Origin of the sequence: Xanthomonas sp. CFBP 8151 (assembly GCF_011761885.1) — a bacterium.
Taxonomy (GTDB): Bacteria; Pseudomonadota; Gammaproteobacteria; order Xanthomonadales; family Xanthomonadaceae; genus Xanthomonas; species Xanthomonas arboricola_B.
Map to the genome: position 1 here is coordinate 1125198 of NZ_JAASQZ010000002.1, position 20077 is coordinate 1145274.

General features: G+C 67.4%; 17 protein-coding genes and 1 pseudogene. 5 read left to right on the forward strand and 13 right to left on the reverse strand.

Going from position 1 to position 20077, the window contains the following annotated elements; genetic code table 11:
• Both FHT08_RS12830 and FHT08_RS12835 read right to left on the reverse strand, forming a co-directional pair.
• A complete protein-coding gene (locus FHT08_RS12830; RefSeq protein ID WP_104606667.1) occupies positions 1–402 on the reverse strand; it encodes a calcium-dependent protein kinase 21 in 402 nt (133 codons plus the stop codon).
• Entirely contained in the window at positions 392–1597 is a 1206-nt protein-coding gene (locus FHT08_RS12835; RefSeq protein ID WP_104606700.1) for a fatty acid desaturase, read from the reverse strand. The genes FHT08_RS12830 and FHT08_RS12835 overlap by 11 nt, the downstream gene beginning before the upstream one ends.
• 151 nt (positions 1598–1748) lie before the next feature.
• Here FHT08_RS12835 and FHT08_RS12840 point away from each other — a divergent pair, with 151 nt between their 5' ends.
• The 3 genes from FHT08_RS12840 (at position 1749) to FHT08_RS12850 (ending at position 5161) form a co-directional block, all read left to right on the forward strand.
• Entirely contained in the window at positions 1749–2594 is an 846-nt protein-coding gene (locus FHT08_RS12840; RefSeq protein ID WP_166775281.1) for an ATP-binding cassette domain-containing protein, read from the forward strand.
• Between the two features lie 195 nt (positions 2595–2789).
• The gene (locus tag FHT08_RS12845) at positions 2790–3800 is read left to right on the forward strand and encodes a TIGR00266 family protein (RefSeq protein ID WP_104538966.1); all 1011 of its coding nucleotides are present in this window, start codon (positions 2790–2792) and stop codon (positions 3798–3800) included.
• A gap of 323 nt (positions 3801–4123) precedes the next feature.
• Positions 4124–5161, forward strand: a complete 1038-nt coding sequence (locus tag FHT08_RS12850; protein WP_104538967.1) for a patatin-like phospholipase family protein — start codon at positions 4124–4126, stop codon at positions 5159–5161.
• A gap of 387 nt (positions 5162–5548) precedes the next feature.
• Here FHT08_RS12850 and FHT08_RS12855 read toward each other — a convergent pair whose 3' ends face one another.
• Both FHT08_RS12855 and FHT08_RS12860 read right to left on the reverse strand, forming a co-directional pair.
• Positions 5549–7747, reverse strand: a complete 2199-nt coding sequence (locus FHT08_RS12855) for a TonB-dependent siderophore receptor (protein ID WP_166775282.1) — start codon at positions 7745–7747, stop codon at positions 5549–5551.
• A gap of 225 nt (positions 7748–7972) precedes the next feature.
• Positions 7973–8455 carry an Lrp/AsnC family transcriptional regulator gene (locus FHT08_RS12860; protein WP_166775283.1) on the reverse strand — a complete coding sequence of 161 codons (483 nt, stop codon included), beginning with the start codon at positions 8453–8455 and terminating at the stop codon, positions 7973–7975.
• Positions 8456–8582: 127 nt separating this feature from the next.
• On the opposite strand from FHT08_RS12860, the gene phhA reads away from it, so the two are divergent.
• Together phhA and FHT08_RS12870 are read left to right on the forward strand one after the other, a co-directional pair.
• The gene (gene phhA / locus FHT08_RS12865; protein ID WP_166775284.1) at positions 8583–9473 is read left to right on the forward strand and encodes a phenylalanine 4-monooxygenase; all 891 of its coding nucleotides are present in this window, start codon (positions 8583–8585) and stop codon (positions 9471–9473) included.
• A gap of 142 nt (positions 9474–9615) precedes the next feature.
• Positions 9616–10260, forward strand: coding sequence for a DUF4375 domain-containing protein (locus FHT08_RS12870; protein ID WP_104606663.1), 645 nt, complete (start codon positions 9616–9618; stop codon positions 10258–10260).
• A 29-nt stretch (positions 10261–10289) separates the two neighbouring features.
• Here FHT08_RS12870 and FHT08_RS12875 read toward each other — a convergent pair.
• From FHT08_RS12875 to FHT08_RS12915, 9 genes and pseudogenes are all read right to left on the reverse strand, one after another.
• Positions 10290–11093 (reverse strand): annotated as a pseudogene (locus FHT08_RS12875) (rhamnogalacturonan acetylesterase); the annotation flags it as partial.
• Between the two features lie 222 nt (positions 11094–11315).
• Positions 11316–11978 (reverse strand): RpiB/LacA/LacB family sugar-phosphate isomerase, encoded by a 663-nt coding sequence (locus tag FHT08_RS12880; RefSeq protein WP_166775285.1) that lies wholly within the window; start codon positions 11976–11978, stop codon positions 11316–11318.
• A 233-nt stretch (positions 11979–12211) separates the two neighbouring features.
• Complete coding sequence (kduD, locus tag FHT08_RS12885) at positions 12212–12967, reverse strand: 2-dehydro-3-deoxy-D-gluconate 5-dehydrogenase KduD (protein ID WP_104538973.1); 756 nt, start codon at positions 12965–12967, stop codon at positions 12212–12214.
• A 146-nt stretch (positions 12968–13113) separates the two neighbouring features.
• A complete protein-coding gene (gene kduI, locus FHT08_RS12890; RefSeq protein WP_104538974.1) occupies positions 13114–13968 on the reverse strand; it encodes a 5-dehydro-4-deoxy-D-glucuronate isomerase in 855 nt (284 codons plus the stop codon).
• A gap of 271 nt (positions 13969–14239) precedes the next feature.
• Positions 14240–15298, reverse strand: a complete 1059-nt coding sequence (locus FHT08_RS12895) for a LacI family DNA-binding transcriptional regulator (RefSeq protein WP_181109262.1) — start codon at positions 15296–15298, stop codon at positions 14240–14242.
• 141 nt (positions 15299–15439) lie between these two features.
• Entirely contained in the window at positions 15440–17023 is a 1584-nt protein-coding gene (locus FHT08_RS12900; RefSeq protein ID WP_104538976.1) for a family 43 glycosylhydrolase, read from the reverse strand.
• Positions 17024–17259: 236 nt separating this feature from the next.
• The gene (locus FHT08_RS12905; RefSeq protein WP_104535644.1) at positions 17260–18543 is read right to left on the reverse strand and encodes a TRAP transporter large permease; all 1284 of its coding nucleotides are present in this window, start codon (positions 18541–18543) and stop codon (positions 17260–17262) included.
• Positions 18543–19064, reverse strand: coding sequence for a TRAP transporter small permease (locus tag FHT08_RS12910; protein WP_016901233.1), 522 nt, complete (start codon positions 19062–19064; stop codon positions 18543–18545). Before FHT08_RS12910 ends, FHT08_RS12905 begins: the two co-directional genes overlap by 1 nt.
• A gap of 10 nt (positions 19065–19074) precedes the next feature.
• Positions 19075–20073, reverse strand: a complete 999-nt coding sequence (locus FHT08_RS12915; protein ID WP_104606655.1) for a TRAP transporter substrate-binding protein — start codon at positions 20071–20073, stop codon at positions 19075–19077.
• Between the last annotated feature and the right edge of the window lie 4 nt (positions 20074–20077).

Below are 20077 nucleotides of genomic sequence, written 5' to 3' on the forward strand. Positions count from 1 at the left end.
TCAGCGCGGCGGCGCCAGTAACTCGCGCGCGCTCAGGTAACCGTCGCCGTTGGCATCCTGCCGCGCGAAACGCTCGATCAGCGTGGCGCGATGCGCGGCGCGGGTGATCGGCGTGCCGCGGCGGCCAGGCAGTTCGTCACCCTGCAGCACGCCGTCATGGTCCAGGTCGCGCTGGTCGAAGGCATAGCTCATCCAGGCCAGATACTCATCGCGACTGACGCGGCCATCGCCATCGGTATCCATGCGTTGCAGGTACTGCTGGCTGTCCTGCACCTGGGCATGCGCTTGCATAGAAAAACCCGGAGCGCACACGACGCACGCCGTCAGCAGTCCGCGTGCGATCGAACCATACGATCCACGCACGCGCACATCAGCACGCGTGCCACCACGATTACGCGCCACTCAGCGCATAACCCTTCAGCCGCGCTGCATAGGCCTGCAAGGCAGCATTGCCGCTGGCTTCGGCTTCGTGACACCACTGCTGCAAATGTTTGAGCCGTTCGGACGCATCGTGGCTGCGCGCTTCCAGTACGGCACTCAGACGTGCGCGGTACTCGACCAGCGTGCGCATGCGCGGGCGCTCGGCCACCCAGCGCTGCAGTTGCGCACGCGCATCGGGCTTGAGCCAACGTCCGTCATCGACCAGGCCCCTGCGCAGCCGCCGCGGCAACAGTTGCCGCAACTTGGCGCCGGTGGCCGCAGCTTCTTCGCGCAACGCCGGGGTGAACACATTGCGCTGGTAATCGGTCATGGCCTGGAAGCGATGCGAGAGCAAGGCCTTGAGCGTGTCGGCATCGGGCACGGCGATGTTGGGGCGGATGTCCAGCGACGGCGCCACGCGCAGCACCTTGGCCAGACCGATCGCCTGCAACCCGCGAATGGCGACCCAGCCGATATCCAGCTCCCAGCGCCGCATCGAAAACCGCGCCGAGCTCGGGAACGCATGGTGGTTGTTGTGCAGTTCCTCGCCACCGATCCACAGCGCCCATGGCGTGAGGTTGGTGGAGGTGTCGGCCGACTCGAAATTGCGATAGCCCCACCAGTGGCCCAGGCCATTGACCACGCCGGCGGCCCAGAACGGAATCCACGCCATCTGGATCGCCCACAACGCGATGCCGGGCAAACCGAACAGCACCGCGTTGATCACCAGCAGCGCGATCGGGCCGGCGTTGGCATGCGGGGTGTACAGATGCCGCTCGATCCAGTCGGTGGGCGCGCCCTTGCCGTACTGCTCGATGTCGGCACGCTGCGCGCGCGCTTCGCGGTACAGCTCCACGCCGCGCCAGAACACCTGGCTGATGCCCTTGGTCTGCGGGCTGTGGGGGTCTTCCTCGGTCTCGACCTTGGCGTGATGCTTGCGATGGATCGCCACCCATTCGCGGGTGATCATCGAGGTGGTCAGCCAGGTCCAGAAGCGGAAGAAGTGCGCCACCACCGGATGGAAGTCCACACCGCGATGGGCCTGGCTGCGGTGCAGGTACAAGGTCACCGCGAAGATGGTGACCTGGGTGAACACCAGCAGCACCGCCAGCATGCCCCACACGCCCAGCCCGGCCACGCCGGAAGTCAGAACGTCGATGATCGGGTCGGACAACATCGGCATCTCCACAGCGGCGCCATTGATTTGGTTGTTAGAGACATGATGGGGGCGATGGCGGCAAACTTCACCCTTCGGATGCGTAGGGGTCGCCCTGCATTCCTAAAGCGGTTCACACGTCCCTTTCCCCACTGCGCCTGATGTCACCCGTATGACGGTTACTGCCGAGATGTCCACCGATCCTGCTGCTGTTGCGAACCCCACTCCGTTGATCGAGCTCGACCAGGCCAGCGTGATGCGCGGCCAGGTGCGCGTGCTGCATGCGCTCAGCCTGCGTATTGCGCTGGGGCAGCACACCGCCATCCTCGGCCCCAATGGCTGCGGCAAATCCTCCTTCATCAAACTGATCACCCGCGAGCTGTATCCGCTGGTGCGCGCCGATGGCCAGGCGGCGGTGAAAGTGCTCGGGCAGACACGCTGGCAGTTGGATCGCCTGCGCGCGCAGCTGGGCATCGTCACCGGCGACCTCAGCGTCAACCTGGCCGACATGCCGGGGCTGGATGTGGAAAGCGCGGTGCTGTCCGGTTTCTTCGCCAGCTATGTGGTGCCACCGCACCGCGAGATCAGCGACGACATGCGCGCACGGGCACGTGAGGCATTGGCCCTGGCGCGCGCCTTGCCGTTGCTGGACCGGCAATTTGCCGAACTGTCGGCCGGCGAAACCCGCCGCGTGCTGATCGCACGTGCGCTGGTCAATCGGCCGCAGGCGCTGCTGCTGGACGAGCCGTCCACCGGCCTGGACCTGGTGGCGCGCCAGCACCTGCTCGACAGCATGCGTCACCTGGCCCGGCAAGGCATCACGCTGATCCTGGTGACCCACCACATCGAGGAAATCGTGCCGGAGATCGCACGGGTGATCCTGCTGCGTGCCGGCACCGTCGTGGCCGATGGCCCGCGCGATGCGCTGCTCACCGACGCCCGCCTGTCGGACGTGTTCGGCGGCCCGGTGCGGGTGCAGCGCGACGGCGAGCGCTATTGGGCGACGGTAGGCGAGTAAGGGCCACCCGCCCGCAGCGCGCGGGCCGCACGCCTTGCGCAAGCTGCGAGACGACACCCGGCATTGCGTCAGCGACGCGCTCCGGACAGGCCGCAACCGCGCCCAACCGCGCCCTCCAGGCATGACCTTGGACACGGGACGCCTTGGTGGCGGCTGCGCTTAGACTCGTCGCACGCACAGACAGGAGTCGTCCCGATGGCCCAGTGGTACTTGCATGTTCCCGGACAGGCCGATCGCATCGGCCCGCTCGACGATGCCAGCGCCCGCGCGCATGCCCAGCGCCAGCCCGACGCGCTGGCCTGGCGCGACGGACTCGATGGCTGGACGCCGGCCCGCCAGCTGGCCGAGCTGCAGGGCGGCAGCGGCCTGCCGCCCCCGCTGACCGGCGCAGCCGGGCGCGCCGACGAGATCGACTACCGCATCGTCGGCAACGACATGCAGTTCGTGGAGGTCGAGCTGGACCCGGGCGAAAGCGCCATCGCCGAGGCCGGCGCGCTGATGTACAAGGACGCCGCGGTGCAGATGGACACCGTGTTCGGCGACGGCTCGCATGCCGGCCAGAGCGGCGGCGGCGGCTTGATGGGCAAGCTGCTGTCGGCCGGCAAGCGCGTGGTCACCGGCGAGAGCATGTTCACCACGGTGTTCACCCATGCCGGCAGCGGCAAGGCCAGGGTCGCATTCGCCGCGCCCTATCCGGGCACGGTGCTGGCGCTGCGCCTGTCCGAGCATGGCGGGCAACTGATCTGCCAGAAGGACAGCTTCCTGGCCGGCGCGCGCGGCGTGTCGCTGGGGATCGCGTTTCAACGCAAGATCCTCACCGGCCTGTTCGGCGGCGAGGGCTTCATCATGCAGAAGCTCGAAGGCGACGGCTGGGTCTTCGTGCATGCCGGCGGCACCGTGGTGGAACGCGAACTCGGCCCCGGCGAACGCATCGATGTGGACACCGGCTGCGTGGTCGCCTACCACGCCGGCGTGGACATGGACGTGCGCCGCGTCGCCGGGCTGAAGAGCATGTTCTTCGGCGGCGAAGGCGTGTTCCTGGCCACCCTGACCGGCCCTGGCAAGGTGTGGCTGCAATCGCTGCCGTTCTCGCGCATGGCCGGTCGCATGCTGGCCGCCGCCCCGCAGGCCGGCGACCAGCAACGCGGCGAAGGCTCGGTGCTGGGCGGCCTGGGGCGGTTGCTGGATGGCGATAACCGGTTTTGAAGGGGTGAAGCGGCAGGCGGGCGTGCCGGCACCCTTGTCCCGCCGGGAGAAGGTGGCGCGTCGCGCCGGATGAGGGGACCGACGAAGCCTGCTGCGATCCCATGTGGCCTCGCTTCTTAACCTCCCCCCGCTCCGCGCCCCTGGCCCGTGCAGGTGGCTGCGGTCATCGCCCGAATGAACCGGCTCGCCCTTCTTGCCGGGACAAGGCAGTGCAACGCCTGCAAACGATGCCGTTCTGAACAATCTCCACGCACGCCAACCATCAGCGCCGCCGTGACGGCACGCGTGTATTCTCCCTCGCCTTTCCCATCGACGTTTTCGCCATGACCGCGCTCCGCCGCCCCCGCTCTCTCGCCTTGATGTCGTTGCTCGGTCTGCTCTGCGCCTGCGGTGGCGAACCGCGACCGGCGGCACCGGCGCCGGTCGTGCAGGCACCGTCTGCCGGCACGGTCAAGCCGGTGAAGATCGGCGTGGCGCTCGGTGGCGGCGCGGCCAAGGGCTTTGCGCATATCGGCGTGATCAAGATGCTCGAGGCCAACGGCTTTGCGCCGGTGGTGGTGTCGGGCACCAGCGCCGGCAGCGTGGTCGGGGCGTTGTATGCCAGCGGCATGGACGCGTTCCAGATGCAGGAAAAGGCCGTTGCGCTCGACCAGACCAGCATCCGCGACGTGCGGATCTTCTCCGGCGGCCTGGTGCAGGGCCAGAAGCTGCAGGACTACGTCAACGAGCAGCTCGGCGGCAAGCCGATCGACAAGTTGCGCAAGCCGTTCGCGGCGGTCGCCACGCGGCTGGAAGACGGCGAGCGCACCGTGTTCGTGCGCGGCAATGCCGGCCAGGCGGTGCGTGCGTCCAGCAGCATCCCCGGCGTGTTCGAGCCGGTGACCATCGGCCAATACCACTATGTGGACGGTGGCGTGGTCAGCCCGGTGCCGGTGGATGCGGCGCGCCAGCTCGGTGCGGAGTTCGTGGTGGCGGTGGATATTTCCAGCAAGGCCAGCGGCAGGAATCCCGGCGATCTGCTCGGCACCGTCAACCAGTCGATCTCGATCATGGGCCAGCGCCTGGGCGAGGCCGAACTCAAGCGTGCCGACGTGGTGATCCGCCCCAAGGTCAACGACATCGGCTCGGCCGATTTCAACCAGCGTGGCGCGGCCATCCTGGAAGGCGAGCGTGCCGCGATGGCGGCCATGCCGCAGATCCGCGCCAAGATCGCGCAGTTGCAGGCGCAGCGCAGCAGTGCCACCCGCACCGCCGCCGAGCAGGCTGCCGCCGCCAAGGCGGAAGCGTATCGCCGCTGTCTGCAAGAGCGCTCGCGCTGGCAGAAACTGCGCGGCAAGGACGAGGCCTGCGTGGCGCCGTGAGGCGGATGCAGTGCGAGGTCATGCGGAGCTGATGCGGGTGTCGCGCGAGGTCATGCGGAGCTGAGCGGGCGCGGGGTGCCTGTTTCGAGACGCGCGCTGTTAGGGCCGACGCGTGGGGCGACTGCGTTGTTGGATGCCTTGTGTTGATGCACCGAGCGGATGCCGGACAGGGGTGCGGCGGTTCTTTTCGGTGCGCTGGGGCGTGTCGGGATGGGGTCGCGGCCGGGGCCGCTCCTACGAGGGTGCGGCGGTCTTTGGGTGTATCGGCGCGACGTCGGCACGGCCAGCGCCGCTCTTGTAGGAGCGGCCCTGGCCGCGAGGCCTTACCCGTAGTAACCCCTGGACTTCACCGGCAACGCATCAACCCCGGACGTCATCGGCGACGCCTCAATAGCGCCAACGCAACGACACGCTGACAAACCGCGGCTCGCCGTAGTTCTGGTAATCCAGGTTGGCCCAGTAGGTCTTGTCGAAGGCATTGCGTACCGCCAGCGTGGCGGTCCATTGCTCGCTGATGCGGTAGTTGGCGTTGAAATGCACCAGCGCGTAGGGGTTCTGCACCACGGTCACCGGCGTGGTGGCGCCGGTGCCGTCGCCGGTGGGGCGCGCGATGTTGAAGCCGCGCACCGCGCTCTGCCAGCTGACCCCGCCGCCGATGCTCAGGCGCTCCCAGGCGCCGGGCAGGCGCAGCTGCGTGGACAGCTGCAGGTAATCCTCGGGCAGGTTGGCGTAGATCGCAGCGGTGGGCGGGCGCGTCACCTTGACGTGGGTAAAGCCGGCATTGACGGTCCAGCCGGGCAGGATCTCGCCGTTAAAATCCATTTCCCAGCCACGGCTCTTGGTGCCGTTGATGCCGATGTAGGCCGAATTGCCGTCCGGCAGCGAGGATTCCGGCTGGGTCATGTCGCGCACGGCGAAGTTGTCCTGCTTGGCCTCGAACACGGCGGCGGTGGCCATCGCACGGCCGTCGAGCAGCTGCGCCTTGATGCCGGCTTCCAGGTTGGAGCCTTCCACCGGGGCGAGCAGGTTGTTGTCCTTGTCGCGGTAATTCTGCGGGTTGAAGATTTCGGTGTAGCTGGCGTAGAGCGACACCTCCGGCACGATGTCGTAGACCAGTCCCACATACGGGGTGACTTCGTCGCTCACCTCGTACCGGCCGCTGGTGCCGGTGTAGGCGCCGCTGGCATTGAAGGCCTGGGTGCGGGTTTCCCAGGAGCTCAGGCGTGCGCCGGCGATCAGCGACAGCGGGTCGGCCAGGCGCAACCGGGTGGAGGCATACACGCCACGCTGCGTGGTGCGCGCCTCGCTGCGGCGGCCGTTGCGCGCATAGGTCACCTCTGGGATATCGCCATCCCAGTTGCGGATGTCGGGGATGAAATAGCAACGTTCGCTGCCGCAGGTGGCCCAGTCGGCGGGATAGGTCTGCGCGACGCCATAGGAGGTCGACTGCAGATCCTGCCAGCTGCCGCCGACCACCACATCGTGCTGGCGGCCGAACAACGAGAAACCGCCGGACAGGTACACGTCCACGCCATCGCGCGCGTCGCTGGTTTCGCCGGCAGCGGTGCGCAGGAACATGCCGCTGCCATCGGCGGCCGGATAACCGGTGCCGTAGACGCGCAGGTTCTGCACATCGCCCTTGGTGTGCGCGTAGTTGACGCGCAGCAGCCAGTCCTCGCCGAAGCGCTGCTCCAGGTTGGCGAAAGCGGTGCTGGTCTCGCGCTGCCAGCGGCTCCACTTGGGCGCCATGTTGGTCGAACGCGGCAGGTTGGCCGGCGAACCATCGGCGGCGAAGAACGGCACCGTGCCCCAGGTCGAGCCGACGGGGGTGTTGTCCTGGCGCTGATAGCCGACGGTGAGCGTGGTGCTGTCGGTCAGGTCGCCTTCCAGCACCGCCATGCCCGACATCTTGTTGTCGTGGTAGCGGTCGTAGTAGTAGTCGCGGTCCTGCCAGGCGGCGACCACGCGGCTGCGCCAGCGCCCGTCTTCGGTCAGCGGCGCATTGACGTCGGCCTGCATGCGGCGGAAATCCCAGGTGCCGGCGCTCACCGCAAACGAGGCATCGAAGTCCTTGCCCGGGCGCTTGCGCAGCAGGTTGACCGTGGCCGAGGGAATGCCGGCGCCGGTGAGCAGGCCGTTGGCGCCGCGGATCACCTCGATGCGGTCGTAGAAGACCGTGTCGTATTCCTGGTTGGTCGCACCGCTGTAGGTGGGCAGGCCATCGACCTGGAAGTCGGTGATCTGGAAGCCGCGTGCGAAATACAACGGGCGCTGGGTGTCGTAGAACGACACGTTGACGCCGGTGACGTTGCGCATCACATCGTCGATGCTGAACAGCGATTGCTCTTCCAGCCGCTGCAGCCCGATCACGCTGACCGATTGCGGCGTTTCCTGCAGGGTCAGCGGCAGGCGCGTGGTGGTGGCCGGCTGTGCGCGGCTCACCGCGCCGTTGACGTTGACCTGGTCCAGCGTCTTGGCATTGCTTGCATCGGCGGCATCGGCGGCACGGGCAGCGCAGGGCGTCAGCGCCAACGCGCATAGCAAGGCAGCGGACAACGTGGCCAGGGGAGCGGAAATCGCGGGCATTGGAGGGTTTCTCATCGATCGGTGCGGGACGCGTGGCGTCGCGGGGAAGAAAAGCGCAGGCATGCGCGGCGCGTCCCACTCGGGCGACGAGCTGGCTGGCCCCGCAGGGCTGGCGGATCGGCGAGAAGACATGCCGGACGCGGCCGGATGTTACGCAAATGTAAATCGTTATCGTTTGAGAGGCAAGTCATACTGCGCGCGCGCCCTGCCTTGCATCCCGCCGGATCAGCCCAGATGCGAGAGCGGCAGGCCTTCCGGCGCCTTCACCGTGCGCAGGACGAAGCTGGAATTGACGTCGGACACGCCGGTCGCATTGAGCAGGCGGTCGAGCAGGAAGCGCGAGAAATGCTCCAGATCGCGCACCTGCACCTGCAGCAGGTAATCCATGTCGCCGGTGAGCGCCCAGCAGGCCACCACCTCGTCCCAGCCGCGCACGCCGTCGGCGAAATGTTCGATATCGGCCTGGCCGTGCTGCTCCAGCTGCACCCGCACGAAGGCCTGCAGCCCCAGCCCCAGCGCCTTGGCATCCAGGCGCGCGCCGTAGCTGGCGATGATGCCGGCCGCCTCCAGCCGCTGGGTGCGGCGCAGGCAGGCCGAAGCCGACAGATTGACCTGCACCGCCAGCTCCGCATTGCTGCTGCGGCCCTGCGTCTGCAGCAGGGCGAGCAGGCGCAGATCGGTGCGGTCCAGGGCGATTGGCTGGTCCATATGTTGCGCAGCAGCAGAGGAAGACGCACGAATCTTGCGCCTGCAAACACTGGACACGCAAGATTCGCAATCCCGTTGCGCGGCCGTCGGGCTAAGGTGAGCGCTGATCATCGGGAACTGCCGCCGCATGAACATCGCACCGCAACGCGTCGAGAATCAGCTCACCGACAAGGGCTATGTGCCGGTCTACACCACCGCCGTGGTCGAGCAGCCGTGGGATGGCTACAGCGCCGACGACCACGCCACCTGGGGCACCCTGTATCGCCGCCAGCGCGCGCTGCTGGTGGGGCGCGCCTGCGACGAGTTCCTGCAGGCGCAGGATGCGATGGGCATGGGCGAGACCCACGTTCCGCGATTCGATGCGCTCAATACGGTGCTGCGGGCGGCCACCGGCTGGACCCTGGTCGGCGTGCAGGGCCTGCTGCCGGAGCTGGATTTCTTCGAGCATCTGGCCAACAGGCGCTTCCCGGTGACATGGTGGATCCGCCGCCCCGATCAGATCGACTACATCGCCGAACCAGACCTGTTCCATGACCTGTTCGGGCACGTGCCGCTGCTGATGAATCCGCTGTTTGCCGACTTCATGCAGGCTTACGGCCGTGGCGGGGTCAAGGCGCACGGCATCGGCGCGGACGCGCTGCAGAATCTCACCCGCCTGTATTGGTACACGGTCGAATTCGGCCTGATCGCCACGCCGCAGGGGCTGCGCATCTTTGGCGCCGGCATCGTGTCGTCCAAGGGCGAATCGCTGCATTCGCTGGAATCGCCGGTGCCCAACCGGATCGGCTTCGACCTGCAGCGCATCATGCGCACGCGCTACCGCATCGACAGCTTCCAGAAGACCTATTTCGTCATCGACAGCTTTGCGCAATTGATGCACGCCACCGCGCCGGATTTCACCCCGATCTATGCCGATCTTGCGCAGCAGGCGCAGGTGCCGGCCGGCGACGTGCTGGACACCGATCAGGTTCTTCAGCGCGGCAGTGGCGACGGCTGGAGTCGCGACGGCGACGTGTGAGGGGTGCGTGGGACGGCGCTGGATCGCGTCGATCCAGGATCGGCGCGCGAGCGCAGCTGCCTCACCGCCGCATCCGCTGCACCGACTCGACACCACCGCCGACGCGCACTATGGTCAAACCTCCCCACACCGCCTTCGCTCAATGGACCTGACGCAGCTTCGCATCCGGCGCTTGGAGCTGGACGACACCCGCCTGCTGTTCACCCTGGTCAACGGCATCCGCATCGACGAGCCGATCCAGGCGCATCGGTTGTTGTTGAAGGCATCGCCGCCGCTGCGCGCGCAATGGCAACTCACCGACGACGGCTTCGGGGTGAACTGGCCGGCAGTGGCGCCGCCCACGGCAGAGGGGCTGCTCAACATGCCCGAATTGCTGTGGCGCCGTCGCAGCGCACGGGTGCAAGCCAAACTGACCGCGCTGCGAGGACGCAGGGATGCCTTGTCGCCGGGCGAGCGCGAGCTCGTGGCATTGGCGCGGCTGGATGCGGACATGAGCGAGAGCGGCTATGCACGCTATTTCGACCGCTGGGATGCCGCCACCCGGCGTGACGCAGTGCAGGGACTGGGCGCGATGGGTGCGGCGCAGGCGCGCCAGGCGATCGAAGGCCTGGGCGCGGTGTTCGAACGCCTGGAAGAAGATCCCAACCTGCTCAGCATCGAAGACATCCTCGATGCGATGAGCGAGACCGACCGCCAGCGCGTGGAGGGTTGGGAAGAGGTCTACTACCGCCGCTCCGGCGAACTGGCCCGGCTGGGGCTGCATCACTACGGGATCGACAAGGCGTGAGGCGGGCGCCCGCTGCCGGACAGGCGCGGGCGTGCGAGATCGCGTTCGTGCACCACCAGCGAGGGATGCGCCTGCGCCGCCCGTTTGGCGGTGGTGTCGGCGGCTGCGCCGCAATCGGCATCGCGGCGCAGCTGTGGCGTGAGATCGGGTTGCAGCTGCACCCAGCCATGCACGACCAGGCACGCCACGGCGGTGGCGCCGGCGCGGCTGAAGTGGGTGCCGTCGGCCTTGCCTTGCTCGGGGACGAACAGGAAATACGGTCTGGCCGCCTGTTCGCCGAGGGCACGGATCCAGTCGCTGGAACTGGCATTGAGATCGATCAGGCCAACGCGTTCCTGCGCGGCGAGTTGCTGCATGGCCAGGGTGTAGCGGCCGTGGGTGTCGAGCAGCGCACCGAAGTCGTAGAGCAGACGGGCGGCGGGCGTGATCAGGATCGGCGTGGCGCCCTTGCCGCGCGCGGCGGCGATATAGCGGCGCAGGAACTGCTGATAGTCGCCTTGCGCATCGGCATAGCGGCTGGGATCTTCGTGTTTGGCGTCGTTGTGGCCGAACTGGATCAGCAGGATGTCGCCGCGTTGCAGTTCGCCGGCGATGGCGTCCAGGCGCCCTTCGGCGATGAAGCTGCGGGTGCTGCGGCCGCCCTTGGCGTGGTTGCGCACCTGCCATTGCGCCGGGTCGAACCACTCCTGCAGCACCTGGCCCCAGCCGGCCTGCGGGGCGCGCTCGGCACCGTAGTCGGCGGCGGTGGAATCGCCGGCAATGAAGATGCGGTGTGGGTCGGCGCGGGCATTATTTGCGCAGAGCAGCAGCAATGCGAACAGCAGCAGACGCATGGTGGGCTCCGGGAACAATGCTAAGGACGCGACGCTGTTTCCTTCTCCCATTGGGAGAAGGTGCCCGAAAGGCGGATGAGGGTGCGGCGGCATAGGAAATGTTGGACGACCGTACTGTCGTCTTAAGCCTTTCAAGCCTCCCCGTTTAGGCCAGCTGTCTTCCGCCTTACCCTCACCCCAACCCCTCTCCCGGCGGGAGAGGGGCTAAAACGCACTGACTAATTACGCAGCTGCTGCGGCGGCTTCGGGCTTGCCCAGCACGCCGGCGACGAAGGCGCGGATCTCGGCGTCCTGGGCATTGTCGAAGAAGCACTGCTGGAAACGCTCGCCGCCCACGGCCTGCTTGATCAGTTCCGGGTCGATGGCGCGCAGGCCGTCCAGGTAGGACTTGGCGGTGGCCTGCTTGAGCTGGGTCAGGATGCCGGCGTTGGCGGCCTGCGATTCGCGACGCTCGGCCGGGTAGCCCATGCCACGCTCGCCGCTGAAGGCCTTTTCGAAGATGTAGCGCACGTTGATTTCCGCGCCCCAGCCGTAGCCCTTGGCGAACGCCAGCGACAGCGCGTTGCCGTTGTTGACCTGGGCGAACAGGTAGGCGTCGGTCGGCTCGATGCAATAGCCGCAGAACACGCCCGGATGCGCGTTGAGCGACATCATCGCGCCCTGGCCGGTGCCGCAGCCGGCGACGACGAAGTCCACGGCCTTGGAGTTCAGCAGCAGGCTGGCGACGATGCCCAGGTGGATGTAGGTCAGGCGATGGTCGTCGTCGCCGTCCATGCCGACGTTGAAGACGCTGTGGCCCTGCTCGCCGGCGACGTCGTTGAGCTGCTGCAGGATCACCGGGTTCTTGCCGGCCTGACTGAACTCATTCATGAGTGCGATTTTCATGGGGATGCTCCGATTGGTTTGGGGACGTTGTTTTGAATGTGGAATGTGGTGACTGCGCGCGTCTGGGTGCTGTCTTGATTCGCTTTTCAGGTGCCTTATCCGTGAGGGATCAAGGCTCTGTAGAAACGTTGCCGGGTATGCAGCGCACGTTTGCCTGATGCGCGTGCTCGCCGGCCCTCATCGGCCCTTCGGGCACCTTCTCCCGGAGGGAGAAGGCACCGCGTGGGTTTGACTCAGCGTGCCAGCCAGCCGCCGTCGACCGGGATGATGGCGCCGTTGACGTAATCCGAGGCGCTGCTGGCCAGGAACACCGCGGTGCCGCCCAGGTCGGCCGGCACGCCCCAGCGCGCGGCCGGGATGCGGTCCAGGATGGCCTTGTTGCGGTCCTGGTCGGCACGCAGCTGGGCGGTGTTGTCGGTGGCCATGTAGCCGGGCGCGATGGCATTGGTGGTCACGCCCTTGCTGGCCCATTCGTTGGCCAGCAGGCGGGTGATGCCGGCGATGCCGGACTTGCTGGCGGTGTAGGACGGCACGCGGATGCCCCCCTGGAACGACAGCATCGAGGCGATGTTGATGATCTTGCCGCTGCCCTGGGCGATGAAATGGCGGCCGGCGGCCTGCGCCATGAAGAAGGCCGATTTCAGATTGACGTTCATCACGTCGTCCCAATCCTGCTCGCTGAAATCCACCGCGTCTGTGCGGCGGATCAGGCCGGCGTTGTTGACCAGGATGTCCAGGCGACCCAGGCCGTCCAGCGTTTCCTTGAGGATGCGCTGCACCGGTTCGACGCTGATCAGGTTGGCCTGGATCGCGACGAAGCGGCGGCCCAGGCCCTTGACCAGTTCTTCGGTCTCGGTCGGCGCCTGGATGCCGGCAGCGGCGATGTCGGCGCCGGACTGTGCCAGTGCCAGCGCGATGCCCTGGCCCAGGCCCGTGTTGGCACCGGTGACCAGTGCGACCTTGCCTTCGAGACTGAACGGATTGCTCATTACCTTATCGCTCCTGCTGGATGTGCCACGTTGGATGAGTGCGTGCGTCCGCGCGATGCGCGGCCGCTGGCATGGGGTGGATCTGGCGCGTTGATCGGGCTGTCGCATCGACGCGGTGAGTGCGGTGCTGCCCGGCACGCATGGGGTTACTTGAGCTGGCAGATGTCCAGCACGTGCATGTCGGTGTAATCCAGGTTTTCGCCGCCCATCGCCCAGATGAAGGCGTAATTGCTGGTGCCGGCGCCCATGTGGATGGACCACGGCGGCGACACCACCGCTTCGTTGTTCTGGATCACGATGTGGCGCTGCGCGTCCGGCTCGCCCATGAAGTGATAGACGCGGTCGTTGGCGCCGAGATCGAAGTAGAAATACACCTCGCTGCGGCGGTCGTGCAGATGCGGCGGCATGGTGTTCCAGACACTGCCCGGCTTGAGCACGGTCAGGCCCAGCAGCAGCTGCGAGGACTGGCAGGTGGTCGGCACGATGTACTGGTAGATGGTGCGCTCGTTGCTGGTTTCCAGCGCGCCGCGCTCCAGCGCCACGGCGTCCTTGATCGACAGTTGCTTGGTCTCGAAGCGCGCATGCGCCGGTGTCGACGCCAGATAGAACCTGGCCGGGTTGGCGGCATTGTCCGAGGCGAAGCTGACTTCGGTACTGCCCATCGCCACGTACAGGCCGTCCTTCGGTCCGAGCGTGTAGACGGTGCCGTCCACGGTCACGCTACCGGTCCCGGCGCCGACATTGAGGATGCCCAGCTCGCGGCGCTCCAGGAACGGATGGCCGGCGGCAGAGGCGGGTTCGGTCTGCCTGGGCAGTTCCAGCGTGGTGCCGAGCGGTGCTGCGCCACCGAGCACGAAGCGCTCGTAGTGGGTGTACTTGAGCGTGACCGCATCGTCGACGAACAGGCCATCGAGCAGATAGAGCTCGCGCAGGTCGTCGTTGCTGGCGCCCTTGATGGCGTCGGGATGGGTGGCGTAGTGGGTCTTGCAGTACAGGGACATGCGCGATCTCCGGTGCCAAGCGCGGGGGGAATGGCTTGCACCAAGCCATTCTACCGGCTCTGGTTAACCGGTGTCATTGCGCAGTGCACGATAGCCGCGTGGCGGCTTGGGAATTCTTTCTCCCGTCGGGAGAAGGCGGCGCGTAGCGCCGGATGAGGGTGCGCCTCAGGCGATTGCCACTGCCTGCCATGATCAACGCCGTCGCCACGCGCCGTCACAAGCGACTCGCCAGCGCCTTGCCTGGCGTCCCTTGCCCGGGCTTCGACCTCGCTCAATCTTCCGGCGGTTGACAGGAGTCGCGCACGATCAGGTGCGGGCGCACGCTGGCGGTGGGTAGTTGCGGGGCGTTATCGGGCTGGATCAGCATCGCCGCGGCGGTGCGGCCGGTGTCGCGGGTGTGGCGGCGCACCGAGGTCAGCGGCGGCCACAGGCGCGAGGCCAGCGAGCTGTCGTCGTAGCCGATCACCGACAGCTGGCGCGGGATGTTGATGCCGGCGCGTAGCGCGACCTTGTAGATACCGGCCGCCATTTCGTCGTTACCGGTGAAGATGGCGGTGGGGCGTTTCTTGCCCAGCAGCAGTTTTTCGGCCGCGGCCACGCCCGATTCGAAGGTGTAGCCAGCTTCGACGATGCGCTCGGGCGGCAGTTCGATGCCGCGCCGGGTCAGCGCGTCGGCAAAGCCGGAGGTGCGCTCGATCGAGGAACGGTAGGCGCTGGGGCCGGTGACCAGGGCGATGTCGCGGTGGCCGAGCGAGAGCAGGTAGTCGGCGGCCTCGGCGGCGCCGTCGCGGTCGTGGGTGATCACCGTCTGCGAGGTGGTGTCCAGCGCGACCGAGGCGATGCGGGTGTAGCGGCAGCCGATCTCGGCCAGCATGTCGGCCAGCGCCTGGTCCTCGGAGGCGCGTGGGACCAGGATCACCCCGTGCAGCTTCTGCGCCTGGGCGAAGCGGCGCACGCCTTCGATGTAGCCGGGGCTGCGGCTGTCGCAGGGGTGTACCACCAGCTCGAAGCTGGAGCCGCGCAGCGCGTCCAGCGCGCCGTACTGCATGTCCACGATGTATTGCGCGGTGGGGTTGTCGTAGACCATGCCGATCAGGAACGAGCGCCGGAACGCCAGCCCGCGCGCGAGCGGGTCGGGGGCGTAGCCGACCTCGCGCATCAGCGCCTCGACCTTCTCGCGGGTGTCCTGCCGCACCAGCGGCGAGTTGTTGATGATCCGCGAGACGGTCTTCTTGGAGACTCCGGACATCCGGGCGATGTCGTTGATCGTGGCTACCTTGCCCTTCGGCAGGCCAGGCATTCCCTCTTCGGGCATCTTGCGGGCGGGCATAGCGGTCAACCGTTCGAGTTGAATGGATTCTACCGGCCAGCGGGCCGGCAAGCCTTCGCAGGCCTGCCGATGTCCCGCATCCGCAGCATCGAGGCAGGCAGCGTCCGGGTGTGCCGCAGCCTGCCTGGCAGTGCGGAACGGTCAGTCCAGGGCGCGGTAGCGGAAGTTGCGGAACTCCACCTGGCCCTGTCCGGCGGCATACAGCGCCGGTTTCAGTGCCAGGAACTTGCCGGCCACGTTGTGGTGATAGCCGGACACTTCCATCTGCACCGGGTACTTGGTCCAGGTGGTGCCGTCGGTGCTGCTGTGGATGGTGACGATATGGCGGTTGTTGGTGACGCGCAGCCACAGCGCACCGCCCTTGGCACTGGGCGCCAGCCTGGCCGGGCGCTCCTCGCCGTAGCGGTGCATGACGAAGTGCTCGCCATTGCTGCCCACGCCGGCGTAGAGCTTGTCGCTGTAGAACAGCAGCGCCCCGCCCTGCCCGCCCGGCGCGACGGTCATCTGCACCTCGAACTGGTAGGCCTGGTCGGGCGCGATCACCGTCAGTGGCGAGGCATCGCGCGGCGCGCTGCCCTTGCCCTGCAGGCGCAGCACGCCATCGCCGACCTGCAGGCGCTTGGCCTCGTCGGCGGCGGGGTTGAAGAACGCCCACTGCGGGCCCAGCGTGCTGGCGCGGAAGTCGTCCGACAACGCCAGCCCGTGCGGCAAGGCCTGCCCGCTGGGCTTTTTCAGCGGCGTACCCAGATCGCCGCCCTTGGCGACGAACCAGCCGTCCGCGGTCCACTCGATCGGGTCCAGCAATGCCTGCCGGCCCAGCGTCCAGTAGCCGTGCTCGTAACCGTGGTAGAGCATCCACCAGCGCTGGTCGGTGCCTTCCACCAGGGTGGCGTGGCCGCGCGACCACCACGGCTCGTCGGCGCTCTTGGTGCGGGTGATCGGGTTGTCGGGCGCGTTCTGCCAGGGGCCGTGGATCGAGCGCGAACGCGCGGTGATCACCATGTGCCCGGTCGGCGGGCCGGCGGTGCCGCCGACAGCGGTGGTCATGTAGTACCAGCCGTTGTGGCGGGTGATCTTGGGGCCTTCCTGCGCGTAGCCTTCCACGTCCCAGCTTTCCGGGTATTTCCAGCCGTCGTAGACGTGTTTGGGGGTGCCGACCACCTTGAGGCCGTCGTCGGAGAGCTGCACGTAGTCGCCGCCGCTCAGGAACAGGTAGCGCTTGCCGTCCTCGCCCACCGCATGGCCGGGGTCGATGTACTTGCCCAGGCCGATGTCGATCGGCGCGCTCCACGGGCCGGTGATGTCGTCGGCCCAGACCACGAAGTTGCTGCGCTCGCCCTGGTCGCCGCGGCGCGCCGGGAAGTAGATGTAGTAGCGCTTGCCGTGCTTGATCAGATCCGGCGCCCAGATCGCGCCGACGTTCTGGGTGATGGCATGGCCCAGCGGCTGCCAGTTGACCAGATCGCGCGAATGCCAGATCGGCAGGCCCGGATACGCATCGAACGAGGACAGCGTGAGGTAGTAGTCCTGCCCGTCCTTGAGCACCGACGGGTCGGGGTGATCGCCGGCCAGCACCGGGTTGAGGAAGGTGCCGTCGCCCTGGTCGGCGATGCGCTGGTGTTCGATGCCGCGCTTCCAGTCGGCCGCGGCAGCGAGCCCGGCACACAGCAGCAGGCCGCCGGCCAGCAGCCAACGCAAACGGGTTGAAGCGATACGCACACGCATGCTTGCTCCTAGTCCCCGCTCGGCGGGGCGATACGACGGCCGACGCCGGGAGCGTCGGCCGCCTGGATGAGGGCGGAACTACCTTCCAGCAGCCACGCTGCGCAGCGCGCCGGTAACGTCGGCCGGCGTTTGTCGGGCGAGGCGCGGCGCGCGGACATCGCATTGCACGCGCCGTGCAGGCCGCTGCCACGCACCGACGACGCCCGCCCGACGGACGCAGTCGGGATCGCGGGCGCTTACGCGCGCAGCGCGCGTGGCAGCCACAGCGACAGTTCGGGGAAGAACGCCACGATCAGCAGCACGCACAGGGCCGCCAGCCAGAACGGCCAGATGGTGCGCATGCTCTGGGCGATGGTGATCTGCCCGATCGAGGTGCCGATGAACAGCACCGAGCCGATCGGCGGGGTGATCAGGCCGATGCCGCCGGCCAGCACCATCACCAGACCGAAGTGGATCGGGTCGATGCCGTAGGCCTTGACCACCGGCAGGAAGATCGGCGTGCAGATCAGGATCTTCGGCGCCAGGTCCATGAACATGCCCAGCAGCAACAACATCACCACGATCATCAACAGCACCGTGTTCTTGCTGTCGGCGATGGCCTGCAGGAACTTCACCGCCGCCGCCGGCACCTGCAGGTAGGCCAGCAACCAGCCGAACACCGCCGCAGTGGCGATCACGAACAGGATCACGCCGGTGGTGCGCGCCGCATGCGTCACCGCGGCGAAGAACTCGGCCCACCGCAGCTGCCGATACAGCAGCGCGGTGACGATCAAGGCATACACCACCGCGATCGCCGCGCTCTCCACCGCGGTGAAGATGCCGGCACGGATACCGATGAAGATCAACGCCACCAGGCCCAGGCCCGGCAACGCGCCGATCAGGCGCAGCGCCACTGCGCGCCAGCCGGGGAACGGCTCGGTGCCGTAGCCGCGGTGGCGGGCCACCGCATAACCGGTGACCATCATCGCCGCGGTCATCAGCAGCGCCGGGAAGATACCGGCCGCGAACAGATCGGCGATCGACAGCCCGCCACCGGCCGCGGCCGAGAACAGGATCAGGTTGTGCGAGGGCGGCACCAGCAACGCCACCAGCGCGGCGGTCATGCTCACATTGACCGCGTAATCGCGGTCGTAACCGCGCTTGATCATCTGCGGGATCATGGTGCCGCCGACCGCCGAGACGTCGGCGATCGCCGAGCCGGACACGCCGCCGAAGAACAGCGACGACAGCACGCTGACCTGGCCCAGGCCGCCACGCACGCGCCCCACCAGCGAGGAGGCCAGCGCGATCAGGCGTTCGGAGATACCGCCGCGCAGCATCAACTCGCCGGCGAAGATGAACAGCGGGATGGCGATCAACGAGGCCGAGCCGCTGCCGGCGGAAATCTGCTGCACCAGCACCACCGTGGGCAGGTCCAGATACAGCAGCGTGGCCAGTGCGGCCGCGCCCAGCGCATACGCCACCGGCACGCCGATCAGCAGCAGCACCACGAAGGTTCCCAACAACATCGCGATGCCCATCAGCGCACTCCTCCGGCCTGGATCGGGCGCAGCACACGCCACAGCTTGTATAAGGCAAAGATCACCATCAGCGCGCCGCCGATCGACAGCGGCAGGTAGTTGATGCTTTGCGGCATCTGCGCGCCGGCCATCTTGATATCCAGGCCATCGAGCAGCAGCGCCGCGCTCCACCACGCCAGCACCGCACCGATGGACATGATCATCAACGGGCGGATCAGGTCGAACACCCTGCGCACCAGCGGCGGCACGTGTTCGCCCAGCAGATAGAAGCCGAAGTGGCGGTTGGTATGCACGCCGGCGGCCGCGCCCAGGCTCAGCGCGGTGCTGAGCAACAGCAGCGTCACCGGCTCGGTCCAGCTGGGCGAGTCGTTGAGCACGTAGCGGGTGAACACCTGCCAGCCCTGCACGACCACCAGGCCCAGCAGCGCGATGGACGCCACGCCAACGGCGGTATCGGAAACGCGGTCCAGCGCGCGCTGCAACGGCGCGACCGGGACGGCGACGGTCTCGGGTTCGGTCATCGGGTCACCTCTATGCAAAGTCGCGGATGCGGCGGTACAGCGCTTCGATCTCCGGCTGCTTGCGGTACTCGGCCAGCAGCGGCGCGGCGGCGGCGCGGAACGCCGGCATGTCGACCTGATTGAGCTGCACGCCGTAATCGATCACCTGCTTGCGCGCGACGGTTTCCGACGCGTCCCACAGCTGGCGCATCACCGGTACCGAGGCGCGTGCCAGTTCCACCACCAGGGCGCGATCGTTCGGGCGCAGCGATTCGAAACTTCGCCGCGACATCACCAGGATGTCCGGCGCATAGGAATGCTCGCTCTGCGACCAGTAATGCGCGGCTTCGAAATGCCGGCTGGACTGGAAGCTGCGCATGTTGTTTTCCGCACCGTCGATCATGTGCGTTTCCATCGCCGAGAACGTCTCGCCCAGCGACATCGGGGTGGGGTTGGCACCCAGCATGCGCATCAGCTTGAGGAAGATGTCCGACGATGCCACGCGCAGTTTCAGGCCCTTGAGATCTTCCGGGCGGTGCAGCGGGTGCTTGGTGTTGTAGAAGCAACGCGCGCCGGAGTCGTAGATCGCCAGGCCCACCAGGTCGCGCTGCTCGAAGCTGCGCAACACGCTGTCGCCGACATGGCCGTCGATGGCGCGGCGCAGATGCGGCACCGAGTCGAACACGTACGGCAGGCACAGCGCCTGGGTCAGCGGAAAGGTGTTGTTCAACGCGCCCGAGTACACCCGGGTGATGTCGATGGCGCCGAAGCGCGCCATGTCGATCGCCTCGGACTCGCGGCCCAGCTGGCCGGAGTGGTACTGGCGCAGCTTGAGCCGGCCGTTGCTGCGTTGCTCCAGCTGCTTGCCGAACCACCGCACCGCCTCCACGGTGGGGTAGTCGCCGACATGCACGTCGGTGGCGGTCAGCAGCTGCCCGCCGGGGATCGGCGTGGTGGCACCCGCGCCCAGCCAGGGGGCGGCCGCGGCGGCACCGAGCCCGGCACCGAGGAAATGTCTGCGTGTGATCATTGGC